We start from the raw sequence: 16,062 nt of genomic DNA, 5'->3' as shown, positions 1-16,062 counted from the left end.
CTCAACCTGTCGTGGCCTACCCTTCGCCCATGGCCGCCGCTCAACAACGCTCGCTGGGAGACCGGGAGCGCTTCGTCGCCTTCGCCTTCGCCGCGGCCGACCTGTTGGTCGAGGTCGGGGCCGATGGCCGCATCAGCTTCGCCGCCGGCGCCTTCCGCGCCCGCCTCGGCCGCACGCCGGAAAGCCTGATCGGCCGCGACGCCGCCGATGTGCTGGCGCCGGAGGATCGCGCCATCTTCCAGACCGCCGTCGCCCTGATGCCGGCGCATGGGCGCCTCGGCCCCACGGCCCTCCGCCTGGCCGATGCCGCGCGTACCGTCGTTTCCGTCTCCGGCCTCCAGCTTGCCTCCGCCGATGCCGGGCCGCGCCTCTGCCTGGCCTTCGCGCCCATGCCCTCCCCGCCCGACTTCCACGATTGCGATGGCGAAGTCCTGCTGCGGGAGGCGACGCAGCAGCTCCGCGCCGGCGGCAAGGCCCAGCTTGGCCTGCTGGAGGTGAAGGGCGTGGCGGGGACGGAGGCCGAGCAGCGGATCGACCGGCTGATCATCAGCCAGCCCGACCCGGGCGGCCTCACCGCCCGGCTCGGCCCCGGCCGGTACGGCGTGGTGCCGGATGAGGCCGGCTCCCTCCCCAATCTGCAGGACGTCACCAGGCACCTGGAGGCGCTGCTCGGCCCCGACAATCCCGGCATCTCCATCGTCGCCACCCCCATCGACCTGAAGACCGATGGCCTCACCCCCTCCCAGGCCGCTCGCGCGCTGCGCCACGGCCTGGCCGCCTTCGCCCGCTTCGGCGCGGATGGGCTGCGCGATGCCGGCTTCGCCAACGGGCTGGGGGGCGTCGTCGCCCGCGTCACCAGCCGCGCCGCGGCGTTGCGCCGCACCGTGGCCGAACGCCGCTTCCGGCTCGATTTCCAGCCCATCGTCGATCTCGAAACCCGCCAGGTCCATCACCACGAAGCCCTGATCCGCCTGGATGCCGGCGTGCTGGAACCCGGCGAGGGTCCGCAGGATTTCATCGCGCTCGCCGAGACCATCGGCCTGACGGAGGAACTGGACCTGGCCGTCGCCTCCATGGCCATCGCGGCGGCCAATGCGGTGGCGGAAGGCCATCACCTCGCCTTCAACATCTCCGGCCTCTCCACCCAGTCCCGCGCCTTCCGCACGCGCCTCCTCGCGCTGCTGGACCGGGACCCGCGCGGGGCCAGGCGGGTGATGGTGGAGCTCACCGAAAGCGCCGAGATCGAGGATGAGGATTCCGCCGCCTCCACGCTGCGGGCGCTGCGCGCCCGGGGCGTGCCCGTCTGCATCGATGATTTCGGCGCCGGCGCCGCCGCCTTCCGCTACCTGAAATCCTTCCCTACGGACTACGTGAAGGTGGATGGCACCTTCGTGCAGGCCGCGCTGACCAGCGAAAGGGACCGCAGCTTCGTCGCCGCCATGGTGGATCTGTCGCTGGCCGTCGGCGCCAAGGTGGTGGCGGAACGCATCGAGACGGAGGAGGAGGCGGAGGTCATGCGCAACCTCGGCGTCCATTACGGCCAGGGCTGGCTGTTCGGCAGGCCCGGCCCGCTGTAGCAGGCGCCATGCGCCTCGCCCTGTCCCTGCTGCTGCTGGCGCCCGCCCTGGCAAGGGCGGAGGAACCGCGCCTGGCGCTGCCCCTGACGCCGGCCTGCATCTCCTCCCCCTTCGGGCCGCGCAGCCTGGACAACCCGCGTGCCTCCGGCGACCACAAGGGGATCGACATCCCCGCCCCCGCCGGCGCCTGGGTCCGCGCCGCCGCCGCCGGCACCGTCACCACCATCCGCCGCACCCGCGCCGGCACGGGGCTGGAGGTGGAGCTGCGCCACGCCGATGGGCTGGTGACGCGCTACGCCCATCTCGGCGCCGTCGCGCCCACCCTGGCGAATGGCCGCCGCCGGGTGGCGGAGGGCGAGGCGATCGGCCGCATCGGCCGCACGGGCATCACCACGGGGACGCATCTGCATCTGGAAGTGCTGCGGGAAGGCCGCCACCTGGACCCCGCGCCGTTCCTGGCGATCAGCCCCTGCGCGTGAGGCAGGACGCCGTTTCCGCTGGCGCCAGCCGCTTTGTTTCTGCTACGTTCTCTCCATCATTGGCCAGCACTGCACCCGGCACGGCTGGGCTGCCGCCGAGGCACCCCCGAAAACGGTGCTAAACGTGCTAAAGCGGGTAAATCGGGCTAAAAACTAAAAAGCCACACTACCCGCCATACCCCGCCTGCCGCGGCAGCCACAGCGCGATCTCCGGGAAGGCGATCAGCATCGCGGTGCCGAAGGCCAGCATCAGCATGTAGGGGTAGATGCTGCGGTTCACCTCCGACAGCGGCGCGCCGGTGATGGCCTTGATGACCACCAGGTTCAGCGCGACGGGGGGCGAGATCAACGCCATCTCCAGGCTCAGCGTCAGCAGGATGCCGTACCAGACCTTGTCGATGTCGAGTTGCGCCAGCAGCGGCAGGATGGCCGGCATGGTCAGCAGGATGATGGAGAAGCTCTCCAGCACCAGCCCCAGCACGAACAGAAGGACCATCATGGCGATGAGAAAACCCGTGCGCCCCAGCCCAAGGTCGGCGACGAGCTTCGTCAGTTCCTGCGGCACCTGCAGCTTGGTCAGCATGAAGCCGTAGATGGCCGCGCCCGCGATGATCATCAGCAGCATGGCGGAGGTGCGCGTCGCCTCCTCCACCCCCTGCACCACGTCCCGCCAGGTCAGCGTCCGGTAGATCAGCCCCGCGATCAGCAGGGCGTAGAGCGTGCCCGTCCCCGCGGCCTCCGTCGCGGTGAAGACACCCATGTAGATGCCGCCGAGCACGAAGATCGGCAGGCTCAGCGACCAGCCCGCGCGGGCCAGGGCCTGGTGCGCGGCCTCCGGCACCGGCTCATCCGCCGGCACCACCGCCTTGCCCTCGGTGATGAAGCAATAGGCCGCGAACATCGTCGCCATCAGCAGCCCCGGGATCAGCCCCGCCAGGAACAGCGCGGCGACCGAGGTTTCCGTCACATAGGCGTAGAGCACCATCGGCGCGGAGGGCGGGATCAGGATGCCGAGCGTGCCGCCACCGGCGACGACGCCGAAGGCGCCCTTGCGGGACATGCCGTATTTCAGCATCTGCGGAATGGCGATCTTGCCGATCGTCAGCGCGGTCGCGACGGATGAACCGCTGATGGCGGCGAAGATCGTGCAGGCCGCGACGGTGGCGATGCCGACGCCGCCGCGGACCTTGCGCATCATCGCGAAGGCGGCGTTGTAGAGGTCATCCACCACACGTCCGCGCACCATGATATGCGCCATCAGCATGAACAGCGGGATGGCCACCAGCAGGTAGCCATCCAGCTTGCCGATCACCATCTCGCCCAGTGCCGGCACGCCGCCTTCGAGCGCGATGAGGACGCCGAGCGGCAGCAGGAACAGCGCCGCGAACATCGGCATGCCGAGGTAGAGCAGCCCGATCAGCACCGCGAGCAGGATCAGGAAGGTCACGAATTCACTCCCCGCGCGCCAGCGTGTCGCGCGGCAATTCCTCGTCGCCCGTCGGCAGGTGGTCGGGCCGCCCGCCGAGTGCCAGCACCAGGCTCTGCACCAGCGCCACCACCAGCAGCAGCCCGGCACCGATGGGCAGCAGCAGCTGGATCCACCATTCCGGCACGCCGTCGATATCCGTCATCATGCCGACCATCAGGCTGAATTCGATCGCCTCCCAGCCCGCATAGACCAGCACCGCCGCCACCGCCGCGACGCTGAGCGTGCCGATGAGATGTGCGGCGCGCGCCAGCCTGGGGCCGAGCTTCGACACCGCGACATCCACGCCGATATGCTCGAAGCGCCGTTGCGCCTCCGGCGCCGCCAGCATCACCAGCCCCAGCACCAGCCACCCCGCCACCTTGTCCACCCAGGGCTGCGGCGCGCCGAAGGCGTAGCGCATCACCACGGAGTAGCCGACGAGGAACAGGCACGTCACCGTCGCCACCGACCCGATGGCGACGGCGACGCGACTCAGGATGGCCGCCAGGCGCTGCACCAGCTTCACGCGGCAGGGATGCCGCGCAGCAGTTCCAGGATGCGGGCGCCGCCTTCCGGCGCGATGCGCAGGAAGGCGTCGATCACGGGCTGCTGCATCGCGCCGCGCCAGGTCGCGAGTTCCTGCGGCGTCTGCTCATGGATCGTCATGCCCTTGGCGCGGAGTTCGGCGACGGCCGCGGCGGCGGTTTCCTCCGTCACGCGCAGCTGGTCGATCTCCGCCTTGCGCGCGGCCGCGTCGATCGCCGCGCGGTGTTCGGGGCGCAGGCCGTTGTACCAGCGCGGGTTGACGTAGACATGGCTGATGACGGCGAAGTAGGGCGTGACGGTGCCGAAGCGCTGCACTTCGTAGAAGCGGCGCGACACGGCGGCGGAGAGGTCCGTGAGCCCCGCATCCAGCACGCCGGATTGCAGCGCCTGCGGCACTTCCGGCCCGGGCATGGAGGAAGGCGCCGCGCCCACCGCCGTCAGCGCATTGTCCGTCAGCGAATTGAGGCCGCGGATCTTGAGCCCGCGGAAATCCTCCAGGTTCACGATCGGCCTGCGGCCGCTGGTGAAAATGCTCTGGCGGGTGGTGTAGAGCCACATGAGGTTCTTCACCGCGCGCCGTTCCAGCGCCGTCTCCAGGAACCTGGCCGCGTCGCTGCCGACGAAGCGCTGGATGCGCGGGAAATCCGTGAAGAAGTAGGGCACGGTCATCGCGTTCATCTCCGGCAGGGTCGTGCCCCACTGGAAATTCACCGCGGCCGCGGCCTCGAAGGACCCGCGCGCGACGCCCGGGAAATTCTCGCCCGCGCGGGCGAGCTGCTCCGCCGGGAAGACCTGCACGGCCACCTGGCCGTTCGACCGCGCGGCCACATCCTCGGCGAAGGATGCGATGACGCGCGCATTGTGGTGCGCGGGCGGGAACTGGTGGGACAGGCGCATCGTCACCGTGGCCTGCGCGCGGGCGATTCCCGGCATGGCGATGGCGGCGCCCATGGCGGCGGTTGAGGCAGCAAGAAGATGGCGGCGGCGCATGGCGTTGTTCTCTCCCCGATCTGGCGGGCGAGGTTTGCGACAGCAGGCGTCGCCGGTCAACGTCATGGATGGGATGCGCGGGGGATAGTGGTGGGCGCTACAGGGATTGAACCTGTGACCCCTACCGTGTCAAGGTAGTGCTCTACCGCTGAGCTAAGCGCCCCACCGTCCGGAGGCCCGCTGATTAGCGCCCCGGCGGAGGCGAGACAAGCCCCCCGAAGCGGGACTCCTCCAGGCCGGCATGACCACCGACAACATCCTCTTCCTCCTCGCGCGGCTGCTGATGGGCGGCCTTTGCGGCCTGGCCGCCGTGCTGGCGCTCTGGCGCCTCGCGGCCGCGTCCCGCCAGGGGAAGCCGGAGCCGGTGCTGGGCCTCATGGCCCTCGTGCTCGGCATCGGCGTGGCGGAGGCGGTGCAGGACAGCTGGTGGAACGTGGTGCAGGCCCCGACCGCTCCCATCAGCCTCACCAACTGGCTCTGGATCGGCTTCGACCTCGCGGTGCCGCTGCTGGCGCTGCGCGTCATGCAGGTGATGGCGCAGCGCGACGCGGCGCTGGCGCAGCTCGCGGCGCTGTCGGTGACGGACCTGCTGACCGGCCTGGCCAACCGCCGGGGGTTCGAGGCCCAGGCCCATGCCGCCATCGCCACCTGCCGCCGCCAGGGCCAGCCCGTGGCGCTGCTGGCCTTCGACCTCGATCGCTTCAAGCGCATCAACGATGGCTGGGGCCATGCCGCCGGCGATGTCGTGCTGGCCGGCGCCGCCCGCGCCATGGCCGGGCAGTTGCGCGCCGGCGATGTGCTGGGCCGGCTGGGCGGCGAGGAATTCGCCGCCCTCCTCCCCGCCACCAGCCTGGCGGAGGCCGCCACCCTGGCGGAGCGCCTGCGCCAGGCCGTCCGCGCGGAAGTCCCCCACCCCGAGGGCGGGGATTCGGTGACGACCGTCTCCATCGGCATCGCCACGCTGGGTGGAGGGGATGCCACGCAAAGCCTGAAGGCCGCCCTCGCCGCCTCCGACCTCGCCCTCTATGCGGCCAAGGAGAGGGGGCGGGACCGCGTCGAAGTGGCGCAGGCGGGGTGACAGCAGGGGTCGCGCTGTGGCTTGATCGGGCGATCCATGGACCTCCCCCTCAAGACCGAGGCGCCCGCCGCTGATCTGCCGCCCTTCCGCATCGCGCGGCCGGAACGGCAGACCGTGCCAGTGGTCTTCGCCTCCCCGCATAGCGGCACGAACTACAGCCCTGCCTTCCTGGCCGGCGCGCGGCTCGACGCGACCGCGCTTCGCCGCAGCGAGGACAGCTTCGTCGACGAACTCTTCGCCGCCGCCCCGGGCTATGGCGCGCCGCTGCTCACCGCCACCTTCCCCCGCGTCTATTGCGATGCGAACCGGGAGCCGTGGGAGCTGGACCCGACGATGTTCGATGGCCCCCTCCCCGCCTGGGTGAACAGCGCGAGCCCCCGCGTCGGCGCCGGCCTCGGCACCATCGCCCGCGTGGTGGCGAGCGGTGAGCCCGTCTACCGCCACAAGCTGCCCTTCGCGGAGGCCGAGGACCGAATCCGCCGCTGCTGGCAGCCCTACCACGCGGCGCTGGGCGAATTGATCGCCGATACGCGATCCGCCTTCGGCGTCTGCCTGCTGATCGATTGCCACTCCATGCCCGCGCATCCCGCCCATGGCGGCAACCCGGCCGATTTCGTGCTGGGCGACGCGCATGGCACCGCCTGCGCCCCCCGCGCCACCCGCCTGGTGGAGGAAACGCTTTCCGGCATGGGCTACCGCGTGCGGCGCAACGACCCCTATGCCGGCGGCTACGTCACCCGCCATTACGGCCGCCCGCGGGAAGCCGTGCATGCGCTGCAGATCGAGATCGCGCGCAGCCTCTACATGGATGAGGCACGGGTGGAACGGGCGCCGGGGATGGGGCCGCTAACGCGGGACCTGAAGCGGCTCATCAGCGTCCTGGCGGGGACGGACTGGACCTTTTTGCGCTGATATCGGTGGCCGGGGTCGCCAGGCTGCCCTCGCGACGGTTCAACCGCGCCGCGTAAGCCCTTGATTCCTTCCTCGCCCGCCCGGGCAAAAAAAAGGGCGGTCCCGTGAGGGACCGCCGAGTTTAGGGAGGAAACGTCCAAGAAAGACAGACAACCCAGCGATGCTGTGTTGCTGCGATGCACAAAATAGGGACCGCCTACCCCCGCTGCAAGGTCTTTTTGCCCTCGCAGCCCAGGCATGCGTCAGCCGCATGAAAACGTTAATGATCTGCGCCCAACGCTTAACGAACGCCCAAGCAATCATCCGAAAGGGAGCATTCGTGGCAAGCTTTGCCTGCCTGCGCAGCAGCCCTTAACCCGCGAATTCCGCCCGGATCGCCGCCCCGTGCTCACCCAGCGCGGGAACCCGGCCGTATACGCGCGCGCCATCCGCGAATCGGGCCGCCGGCGCGGCCATGGAGACGATGCCCGCCGGAGTCTCCACCGCGAGCCGCCGCAGCGCCGGATGCGCCGCCAACTCCGCCACCCCGTTCACGAAGCCATAGGCGATGCCCGCCGCGTTCAGACGGGCCGCCGCCTCCGCCCGGGTCAGCCCGGCGAAGTGGCGCGCGACCTCCGCATCCACCGCCGCGCGGTTGGCGACGCGGTCATTGTTGCTGCCCCAGCCCGGCCGCGCGGCGATCGCCGCATCGCCCATGAAGCCCGCGCAGAGGCCCATCCATTCGCGCTCATTCTGGATGGAGATCAGCACCAGCGCCCCGTCGGAACACGCGAAGGCGCCATAGGGACAGATCGAGGGATGCGCGAGCCCGACCCGCGCCGGTGCCTTCCCCGTGCCCTCGAAATACAGCAGGGGCACATTCATCCAATCCGCCATGCCGTCGAAGAGCGAGACGGCGATGCCCTTGCCGCGCCCGGTGATGCCGCGCTCGATCAGCGCCTCCAGCACCGCCGCATGGGCGTTCATCCCGCAGGCGATGTCGACGACGGAAACACCGACGCGCCCCGGCCCCGCCGGATGGCCCGTGATGGCGGCGAGCCCACTTTCCGCCTGCACCAGCAGGTCATAGGCCTTCATCGCGGCATACTCGCCTTCCTCCCCGTAGCCGGAGATGTCGACGGTGATCAGCCGCGGGTGCTTTTCGCGCAGCGCGGCGCTGCCGAACCCCGCCCGCTCCATCGCGCCTGGCGCCAGGTTCTGGATAAAGACATCCGCGCGGGCCAGCAGCCGCCCGAGCAGCGCCTTGTCCTCGGGGTTCTTGATGTCGAGGGCCAGGCTCTCCTTCCCCCGGTTCAGCCAGACGAAGTAGCTGGACTGCCCCGCCGCGGCGGTGTCGTAGCCGCGGGCGAAGTCGCCCTCCGCGCGTTCGATCTTGATGACCCGCGCGCCGGCATCGGCGAGCTTCACCGAACAGGTTGGCGCGGCGACGGCCTGTTCCATGGCCACCACCAGCAGCCCCGCCAGCGGCTTGCCCCGCTGTTGCGCAAGATCGGTCAAGCCATCCCCCCTTGCCGCGACTGCCCCGCAGCCACCATTTCCGCGCCGATACGATGCACCGGGGTGCCTTCATGCCGAAGAGCTGGGATCATAAATATCACGGCGCCAAGCCTGCCCATGTGGCCATACTCGAAAAACCCTTCGCAGGCCTTCGTGCCGGCCAGCGCCTGTTCATCGCGACGCCCGCGCTGCTGGAGGCGCGCATCCGCGCCATCCCCGCCGGCGAGACGCGCGACATCGCCGCGCTGCGCGCCGACCTCGCGCGGGAACACGGTGCCGACGCCACCTGCCCCACCTCCACCGCCATCTTCCTCCGCATCGTCGCGGAGCGCGCGCTGGAGCGGATGGCGGAGGACCCCGCGCCCTTCTGGCGCCTGGTCGCGCCGGAGACGCCGCTGGCCCGCAAGCTGTCCTGTGGCCCCGACCTGATCCGCCACCATCGCGCGATGGAGGCTCAATAGCTCCGCGGCATCCCCAGCACATGCTCGCCGATGTAGCTCAGCACGAGGTTCGTGCTGATCGGCGCCACCTGGTACAGCCTGGTCTCGCGGAACTTGCGCTCGATGTCGTATTCCTCGGCGAAGCCGAAGCCGCCATGGGTCTGCACGCAGGCCTCCGCGGCCGCCCAGGCGGCATCGGCGGCGAGCATCTTGCCCATATTCGCTTCCTCACCGCAGTTCAGGCCGGCCTCGAACTTCTCAAGCCCCTGCTTCACGATGGCTTCCGCGGCGCGCATCTGCGCATAGGCCTTGGCGATCGGGAACTGCACGCCCTGGTTCTGCCCGATCGGGCGTCCGAACAGCACGCGTTCCTTCGCATAGGCCACGCTGCGTTCCGTGAACCAGCGCGCATCACCCACGCATTCGCTGGCAATCAGCAGCCGCTCGGCATTCATGCCGTCGAGGATCTGGCGGAAACCCTTGCCCTCCACGCCGACGAGGTTCTCGGCGGGGACTTCCATGTTGTCGAAGAAGACCTCGCAGGAATTGTGGTTCATCATCGTGCGGATGGGGCGGATGGTCAGGCCGTTGCCGAGTGCCTTGCGCATGTCCACGATGAAGGTGGACAGCCCATCGGTCTTCTTCGCCACCTGGTCCTTCGGCGTCGTGCGCGCCAGCAGCAGCATCAAATCGGAATGCTCCGCCCGGCTGGTCCAGATCTTCTGGCCGTTGACGATCCACTTGTCGCCCTCGCGCTTCGCCGTCGTGCGCAGCGCGGTGGTGTCCGTGCCGCTCGTCGGCTCCGTCACGCCGAAGGCCTGCAGGCGCAGCGATCCATCCGCGATGCCCGGCAGGTACTGCGCCTTCTGGGCCGGGCTGCCATGCTTGAGGATGGTGCCCATGATGTACATCTGCGCATGGCAGGCCGCGCCATTGCTGCCGCTGGCGTGGATCTCCTCCAGGATCGCGGCCGCACCGGACAGCTTCAGGCCGGCGCCGCCGAATTCCTCTGGGATCAGCGCGGCCAAATAGCCGCTTTCCGTCAGCGCCGTGACGAATTCCGTGGGGTAGCCGCGCCGCGCATCCAGCTCCCGCCAGTATTCACCCGGGAAACGCGCGCAGAGCTTGCGGACCTCGGCCCGGATCTCGGCATAGGGATCGGTCGCGGGCTGATGCATGTCCATGGCGGCTTCCTCGGGGCAATCCGGCGCAATCTGGCGCGGGCGGGGTGGCGCGGATACTACAATCGCGGCCGATCACCTATGCCGGCTTTGTATCGGCGGCGATCAGCTGCCCGTCCCAGACGCCGGATTCCACCATGGCGCCCACCTCCTCGCGCAGCATCTCCGCGAAGCGACGCACCGCGTTGCCGGGCTGGCGGCCCAGCGGTTCCGCCACCACCAGCTTGCGGGACAGATGCGGGTCGATGATGGGGGCGGCGTGCAGCCTTCCGGCCTCCACCTCCTCATGCACCGCGGCGCGGGGCAGGATGGTGGCGCCGAGGCCGCGCAGCACCAGGCCCTTCAGCACGGTCAAATCATCGGCCTCCACCGCCACATCCAGCGCCAGGCCCCGGCGCTCCGCCTCCGCCTCCACCAGCAGGCGCAGGCCGTGCTGCGGCCCGGGCAGGATCAGGCGATGCGCCGCCACCGCGGCGAAGCCGATGCCGTGATGCGGCGATGGCACCTGGCCGCTGGCGGTGACGAAGCACAGCGTCTCCACCAGCAAGGGTGAGGCCCTGACCCCCGCCGCCCGCGCGCCCGCATAGACGACGGCGATATCGACCTCGCCCCCCTGCAGCCATTCCAGCAGGTAGCCGCTGAAGGCCTGGACGACGCGCAGCTTCACCTCGGGATGCGCGGTCAGGAAGCGTTCCACCAGGCGGTTCGCCACCACCGCGCCGACCGTCGGCGGCATGCCGAAGATGACGCGGCCGCGCACCGCGCCGGCTTCCTCCATCAGCCCCGCGCGCGTCTCCTCCACGTCGCGCAGGATGGAGGCCGCCCGCGTGCGCAGCCGTTCCCCCGCCGCCGTCAGCACCATGCCGCGACCATGGCGGGTGAAGAGCGGCACGCGCAGCTCCTCCTCCAGCAGCCTGATCTGCCGGCTGAGCGCGGGCTGGGCGATGCGGAGCCGGTCGCTGGCCCGGCTGAGGCTGCCGAGTTCCGCCACCTGCACGAAAGTATTGAGCTGCCGGAGGTCCATGAGCCATCCCATCACGGCATAGCTCAATGCACAACCTTATAGTCCCGCTATGCCCCTCCCCGCGTCATCATCACCGGCACCAGAAGGAGGGACACCATGACACCGAACGAAAGCCCCGATTGGCGCAGGCAGGTCTTCGACGTGCTGAAGGCCGCCGGGGTGAAGCACATCGCCTATGTGCCGGATGCCGGCCACGCCACCGCGCTGCGCCTGGCGGAGGCCGATCCCGACATCACCGCCGTGGTCCTGACGACGGAGGAGGAAGGCATCGGCTACCTCGCCGGCGCCTGGCTGGGCGGGGAGCGGGGCGCACTGCTGATGCAATCCTCCGGCGTCGGCAATTGCATCAACACGCTGGGGCTGGTCGCGATGGCGCGCTTCCCCTTCCTGACGGTGGTGACGATGCGCGGCGACTGGGCGGAGTTCAACCAGCACCAGAACCCGATGGGCCAGGCGACGGAGGCCGCGCTCAAGCTGATGGGCGTCATGACCTGGCGCGCCGATGCGCCGCAGGATGTGGCACCCCTGCTGAAGGGCGCCGCGACGATGGCGTTCGAGGGCGATGGCGCCTGCGCCGTGCTGCTCGGCCAGCGACTGATCGGTGAGAAGGCGTGGGTGCAATGACGATGAGTGGAAACCTCGACCGCCGCGCGGTCGTCGCCGATCTGCTGCGGGACCGCGGCGGGTTGATGGTCGTCAGCGGCCTCGGTTCGCCGAGCTACGATGTGATGGCCGCCGGCGACCACGATCTGAACTACTACCTCTGGGCCGCGATGGGCAGCGCGATGACGGTGGGGCTCGGCCTGGCGACCGCGCAGCCCACGCGCCCGGTCGTGGTCATCACGGGGGATGGGGAGGCGCTGATGGGCTTCGGCGCGCTGGCGACCATCGCGCTGCGACGCCCGCCGAACCTCTCCCTCGTCATCCTCGACAACGGCCATTTCGGGGAGACGGGGATGCAGCCGAGCCACACCGGCCAGGGGCTTGAACTGGACCGGGTGGCCGCGGCCTGCGGCTTTCCCACGGTGGATCTGGTGACGGAGCGCCAGGGCGTGGAGCCGCTTCGCCGCCGCATCCACGCCATGGCCGGGCTGAACCTGGCCGTGGTGAAGATCACCGCCGAAAATCTGCCCCGCGCCTTGCCGCCCCGGGACGCGGTCCATGTGAAGAACCGCTTCCGCCAGGCGCTGGGCTTCAGCCCGGCCTGACGGCGCCGGCCCTACCGGTAGCGGTCGCGGTCCCGCCCGCGGCCGCGGCCGCGATTGTCGTAGTAGGGCTGCCGCGACTGCTGGGACTGGTCATAGAGGTAGCCGCCGCCGGCGCCGACACCGGCGCCGAGCAGCGCGCCCAGCCCCGTATTGCCGCTGAAACTGCCGAGGATGCCGCCAATGGCACCGCCGCCGAGCGCACCGGTCGCCGTGCGCTGCTGCGTCGGGTTGAGGTCGCCGCAGGCGGAAAGGCCGAGGCCCGCGGCCAACAGCATGCCGAGCTTGATCTTGTGCATGATGGCGTCCTCCTCAGCGGGCCGCGCGCGGGGCGCGGGCCGGGGGCGTGGGTTGCGGGCAGGGGAAGGTCGCCTGCGCCCAGCGCAGCATCCCATCCAGCGCCGGCTCCCGCGCATATTGCGGATTGGCGCGCGCCCAATTGCTGAAGGCGATGCCGGATTCCGCGACGGTCGGCCCCGGCGTCGGGACGCAGAAGAGCGGCCGCATTGGGCTGGAAGCGGGGTGCAACAGCGTGTGGTACTGGCCGGCCGCGGTCAGGAATCCCTGGCAATAGGCGATCGCCTCCAGCCGCGGCACGCCGCCCCAGCTCGGCTGGCACACCGCCGCGAGGTCGGAGACGGTGGCGACATGGTCGATCAGGTCTTCCTGCTGCCGGGTGGCCGCAGGCTGGGCGGTGGCCGCCCCCGCCGCCAGGCATAGCGCGAGCGCAATGGGTATCGTCGTCTGCCGCATGGCGTGCTCCCCTGTGGCCGACAAGTTCGGCCGCGCAAGGAACGCGCGCGATGGGAAACGGTTCCGCTACCTAGCGAAGAGTCGGCACCAGGCTCGCCACCAGCAGCAGCGCCATCAGGATGTTGAAGGCGCGCAGCCGTGCCGGGCTGCCCAGGAACCGCCCCGCCCCCGCGCCGATCCCCGCCCAGACCAGCAGGCATGGCAGGGAGACGGCGATGAAGGCGGCGGAGATGGCGACGACCTGCGGCAGCAGCGGCTCCCCCGCCCGGGTGAAGGCGGGCGTCACCGCCGCCGCGATCATCCAGGCCTTGGGGTTGACCCATTGGAACAGCGCCGCGCTGCGGAACCCCATAGGTGGGCGCCGGGGCCCCTCACCCGCCCCCTTTCGGTCCGATACCGGCGCGGAGGCGATCTTCCAGGCCAGCCAGAGCAGCCAGGCCGCACCAGCCCAACGCATCGCCTCATGCAGCCAGGCGCTGGCCGCGAGCGGCCCCGCCAGGCCAAGCCCCACCAGCAGCAGCATCGCGCCGAAGCCGACGGTGATGCCCAGCATGTGCGGCACGACGCCCCGCACCCCATGGCTGGCCGCGCCGGCCGCCACCATCAGCACATTAGGCCCCGGCGTGACCGAGGTGGCGATCGCGAAGCCCAGCAGGGGGAGCCATTCCGTCATGCGCCCAGCCTGCCAGTCAGGGGATAAAGGTCAATATAACTGACCCATATAGCAGCCCCGCGTTTGCATCAGGGGTTGGTGACCGCCATCCGCGCCGCGATCGCCTGCACCCGCACCCCGTCATGCGCCACATCCAGCGTGACGGAGATCAGGCGGTTGTCGTCCCGCCGCGCGCGGTAGCGGCATTCCACCGCCGCCCCCGCCACGAGCGGCGCCCCGCAGGTGAAGCCGAAGCGGGACAGCCGACCAAAAAGCGGGCCGATCTCGCTGCCCGGGGGATGCGCGGCGCGCAGATCCCGTTCCAGCTCCTGCGCGCCGATCCGCGGGCCGGACCGTACATAGCGCTCCATCTCCGTCGGCCCCGCCGTCCAGCCGCCCCGGAAGACCTGGGACGCCACCAGCAGCCCAACCAGCATCAGCGCCACCATGATGAGGGCGTTGCGGCCGGTATGCTGCTTCCCCTCCGGCGCCGGCGTGTCGTCATTGGCGACGCGCCGCTTCAGGGGCAGCCAGGCAGGGAGGAAACGGGCCAGCGGATCAGGCCCGGTGCCGTGTGACCAGGCGCCCGGGCCGGGCACCCGTCGCGCCGCCCTTGTCGCCCACACCGTGCCGGAAGGTCGCGACGCCATTGGCCCAGACCTCCTCGATGCCGATGGAGGGCACCATCGGCGTGTCGAAGGTCGCGGCATCGATCACCGTCGCGGGGTCGAACAGCACCAGATCGGCATAGGCGCCTTCCCGCAGCACGCCGCGATCCACGATGCCATAGGCCTCCGCGCAGCGCCCGGTCATCTTGTGGATGGCGGTTTCCATGCTGAACAGGTTCAGGCCGCGCGCGTAGTGGCCGAGCACGCGGGGGAAGGTGCCCCAGAGCCGGGGGTGCGGATGCGCGTCATGCGGGATGCCATCGCTGCCGATCATGGACAGCGGATGCGCCATGATGCGCTGCACGTCATCCTCATCCATCTGGAAACTGATCTGCCCGGCCGGCGTCAGCTTCTGCGCGGCCGCGCGGATATCCGTGTTCCAGCCGCGGGCGATGTCCGCCAGGTACTTCCCCGCCATCTCCGGGTGGGGAACCGACCAGGTGATCATCACCGGCACGTCGTCCCGCAGGCGATCCGGCATCAGCACCGTGGATCCCGCGGGGTAGGGGTAGACGTCGTAGGCGACTTCCTGCGTGCGCGAATAGGCTTCGATCAGCGGAAGGGTCTGCACGGACCGCCCGTAATTCTCCGGCAGCGAGCATTTGTGGTGGCTGATCTGCACCGCGACGCCGGCCTTCTTGCCGATGCGCATCGTCTCCTCGATCGAGGCCAGGACCCGATCGGCCTCGTCGCGCATATGCGTGGAATAGAGGCCGTCATAGGGCTTAAGCGCCTCGGTGATCGCGATCACCTCTTCGGTCGTCGCATGCTTGTTGGGGTCGTAGTAGAGGCCGGTCGAGAAGCCGGAGGCGCCTTCCTGCATGGCCTGCTTCACGCGGGCATGCATGTGGTTGATCTCCCGGTCATTGGCGGGGCGCATCACATCGCCCTCCATCGCCTCCACGCGCAGCGTCTGGTTGCCGACGAGGGCATAGACATTGACCTCGGAGCCCTTGGAGTTGATCGCGTGAGCGTAGTCCCCGAAATCGCCGAAACGCCACCAGCCCTCCGCCCCGATCAGGTCGAGCGGGGGCGGCGGCGCCGTCTTGAACCGCGCGGGGGCGAGAGAGACGCCGCAGCAACCGCAGACGACCGTGGTAACGCCCTGGCTGGTCTTGCAGGTGGTGCCGGCGGGGCCCATCAGCACGGCGCGGTCGTCATGGGTGTGGGCATCGATGAAGCCAGGCGCCACGGCCTTGCCGGTCGCGATCACCTCCCGATCCCCCGAGGCGCCGCCGAGGTCCCCCATCGCGGCGATCCGATCGCCCTTCACGCCGATATCGCCGACGCGCCGGGGCGCGCCCGTGCCGTCGAACAGCGTCGCGTCGCGGATGATGAGGTCGCAGCGGAGGGCCATGGGATGTTCCTAGGCGTCAAGGATCGGTGGCACGATGCGGGACAGGTCGCGCTGGCCGTGGCTGATCCCGACCCATCCCCCGGACGCAGCGAAACAGAATAGCGCATCCGCGCCAAGCCGGCTGCGGGAGATCGTTGTTGATCGGGCTGGTTGCTGTTTGTGCTGCAGCGTTCTGCGCAAGAAAAAGCCGCCGGACATTGCTGTCGGGCGGCTGTTTGGTGGGTGTGGGATGCGG

General features: G+C 70.0%; 18 protein-coding genes and 1 tRNA gene. 7 read left to right on the top strand and 12 right to left on the bottom strand.

Annotated elements, in window-relative coordinates:
• Positions 1-29 precede the first annotated feature (29 nt).
• Complete coding sequence (locus ACTIE5_RS00095) at positions 30-1,577, top strand: EAL domain-containing protein (protein WP_439547653.1); 1,548 nt, start codon at positions 30-32, stop codon at positions 1,575-1,577.
• An 8-nt stretch (positions 1,578-1,585) separates the two neighbouring features.
• Positions 1,586-2,056 (top strand): M23 family metallopeptidase, encoded by a 471-nt coding sequence (locus ACTIE5_RS00090; RefSeq protein WP_439547652.1) that lies wholly within the window; start codon positions 1,586-1,588, stop codon positions 2,054-2,056.
• 166 nt (positions 2,057-2,222) lie between these two features.
• On the opposite strand, the gene ACTIE5_RS00085 is transcribed toward ACTIE5_RS00090, so the two are convergent.
• The 4 genes from ACTIE5_RS00085 to ACTIE5_RS00070 all read right to left on the bottom strand — a co-directional run bounded on the left by ACTIE5_RS00085 (position 2,223) and on the right by ACTIE5_RS00070 (position 5,223).
• Entirely contained in the window at positions 2,223-3,503 is a 1,281-nt protein-coding gene (locus ACTIE5_RS00085) for a TRAP transporter large permease (RefSeq protein WP_439547651.1), read from the bottom strand.
• Positions 3,504-3,507: 4 nt separating this feature from the next.
• On the bottom strand, positions 3,508-4,050 hold the full coding sequence (locus ACTIE5_RS00080) for a TRAP transporter small permease (RefSeq protein WP_439547650.1): 543 nt from the start codon (positions 4,048-4,050) through the stop codon (positions 3,508-3,510).
• A complete protein-coding gene (gene dctP, locus ACTIE5_RS00075; protein WP_439547649.1) occupies positions 4,047-5,060 on the bottom strand; it encodes a TRAP transporter substrate-binding protein DctP in 1,014 nt (337 codons plus the stop codon). The genes ACTIE5_RS00080 and dctP overlap by 4 nt, the downstream gene beginning before the upstream one ends.
• An 88-nt stretch (positions 5,061-5,148) precedes the next feature.
• Positions 5,149-5,223: transfer RNA gene (locus ACTIE5_RS00070), tRNA-Val, on the bottom strand.
• 78 nt (positions 5,224-5,301) lie between these two features.
• On the opposite strand from ACTIE5_RS00070, the gene ACTIE5_RS00065 reads away from it, so the two are divergent.
• Both ACTIE5_RS00065 and ACTIE5_RS00060 read left to right on the top strand, forming a co-directional pair.
• On the top strand, positions 5,302-6,138 hold the full coding sequence (locus ACTIE5_RS00065; protein ID WP_439547648.1) for a GGDEF domain-containing protein: 837 nt from the start codon (positions 5,302-5,304) through the stop codon (positions 6,136-6,138).
• 36 nt (positions 6,139-6,174) lie between these two features.
• Positions 6,175-7,050 (top strand): N-formylglutamate amidohydrolase, encoded by an 876-nt coding sequence (locus ACTIE5_RS00060; RefSeq protein WP_439547647.1) that lies wholly within the window; start codon positions 6,175-6,177, stop codon positions 7,048-7,050.
• Between the two features lie 351 nt (positions 7,051-7,401).
• Here ACTIE5_RS00060 and ACTIE5_RS00055 read toward each other — a convergent pair whose 3' ends face one another.
• Positions 7,402-8,547 carry a CaiB/BaiF CoA transferase family protein gene (locus ACTIE5_RS00055; protein WP_439547646.1) on the bottom strand — a complete coding sequence of 382 codons (1,146 nt, stop codon included), beginning with the start codon at positions 8,545-8,547 and terminating at the stop codon, positions 7,402-7,404.
• 11 nt (positions 8,548-8,558) lie between these two features.
• Here ACTIE5_RS00055 and ACTIE5_RS00050 point away from each other — a divergent pair, with 11 nt between their 5' ends.
• The gene (locus ACTIE5_RS00050; RefSeq protein WP_439547645.1) at positions 8,559-9,008 is read left to right on the top strand and encodes a hypothetical protein; all 450 of its coding nucleotides are present in this window, start codon (positions 8,559-8,561) and stop codon (positions 9,006-9,008) included.
• On the opposite strand, the gene ACTIE5_RS00045 is transcribed toward ACTIE5_RS00050, so the two are convergent.
• Positions 9,002-10,171 (bottom strand): acyl-CoA dehydrogenase family protein, encoded by a 1,170-nt coding sequence (locus ACTIE5_RS00045; RefSeq protein ID WP_439547644.1) that lies wholly within the window; start codon positions 10,169-10,171, stop codon positions 9,002-9,004. The genes ACTIE5_RS00050 and ACTIE5_RS00045 overlap by 7 nt on opposite strands.
• A 76-nt stretch (positions 10,172-10,247) precedes the next feature.
• Positions 10,248-11,192: a LysR family transcriptional regulator gene (locus ACTIE5_RS00040; protein WP_439547643.1), complete on the bottom strand. Its 945-nt coding sequence runs from the start codon at positions 11,190-11,192 to the stop codon at positions 10,248-10,250.
• Positions 11,193-11,288: 96 nt separating this feature from the next.
• Between ACTIE5_RS00040 and ACTIE5_RS00035 the strand changes: the two genes are divergently transcribed.
• Both ACTIE5_RS00035 and ACTIE5_RS00030 read left to right on the top strand, forming a co-directional pair.
• Positions 11,289-11,816, top strand: coding sequence for a thiamine pyrophosphate-binding protein (locus ACTIE5_RS00035; RefSeq protein ID WP_439547642.1), 528 nt, complete (start codon positions 11,289-11,291; stop codon positions 11,814-11,816).
• Positions 11,817-11,818: 2 nt separating this feature from the next.
• Positions 11,819-12,400 carry a thiamine pyrophosphate-dependent enzyme gene (locus ACTIE5_RS00030; protein ID WP_439547641.1) on the top strand — a complete coding sequence of 194 codons (582 nt, stop codon included), beginning with the start codon at positions 11,819-11,821 and terminating at the stop codon, positions 12,398-12,400.
• Positions 12,401-12,411: 11 nt separating this feature from the next.
• Here the strand turns inward: ACTIE5_RS00030 and ACTIE5_RS00025 are convergent, their stop codons facing one another.
• From ACTIE5_RS00025 to ACTIE5_RS00005, 5 genes are all read right to left on the bottom strand, one after another.
• Complete coding sequence (locus ACTIE5_RS00025) at positions 12,412-12,696, bottom strand: glycine zipper domain-containing protein (protein WP_439547640.1); 285 nt, start codon at positions 12,694-12,696, stop codon at positions 12,412-12,414.
• 13 nt (positions 12,697-12,709) lie between these two features.
• Positions 12,710-13,150 (bottom strand): Rap1a/Tai family immunity protein, encoded by a 441-nt coding sequence (locus tag ACTIE5_RS00020; RefSeq protein WP_439547639.1) that lies wholly within the window; start codon positions 13,148-13,150, stop codon positions 12,710-12,712.
• Between the two features lie 70 nt (positions 13,151-13,220).
• Entirely contained in the window at positions 13,221-13,823 is a 603-nt protein-coding gene (locus tag ACTIE5_RS00015; RefSeq protein WP_439547638.1) for a LysE family translocator, read from the bottom strand.
• Positions 13,824-13,891: 68 nt separating this feature from the next.
• Positions 13,892-14,401 carry a hypothetical protein gene (locus ACTIE5_RS00010; protein ID WP_439547637.1) on the bottom strand — a complete coding sequence of 170 codons (510 nt, stop codon included), beginning with the start codon at positions 14,399-14,401 and terminating at the stop codon, positions 13,892-13,894.
• Positions 14,361-15,827: an N-acyl-D-amino-acid deacylase family protein gene (locus ACTIE5_RS00005; protein ID WP_439547636.1), complete on the bottom strand. Its 1,467-nt coding sequence runs from the start codon at positions 15,825-15,827 to the stop codon at positions 14,361-14,363. Before ACTIE5_RS00005 ends, ACTIE5_RS00010 begins: the two co-directional genes overlap by 41 nt.
• Between the last annotated feature and the right edge of the window lie 235 nt (positions 15,828-16,062).

Origin of the sequence: Falsiroseomonas sp. (assembly GCF_051859025.1) — a bacterium.
GTDB lineage: Bacteria > Pseudomonadota > Alphaproteobacteria > Acetobacterales > Acetobacteraceae > Falsiroseomonas.
This window is presented reverse-complemented; position numbering and strand designations above follow the sequence as displayed.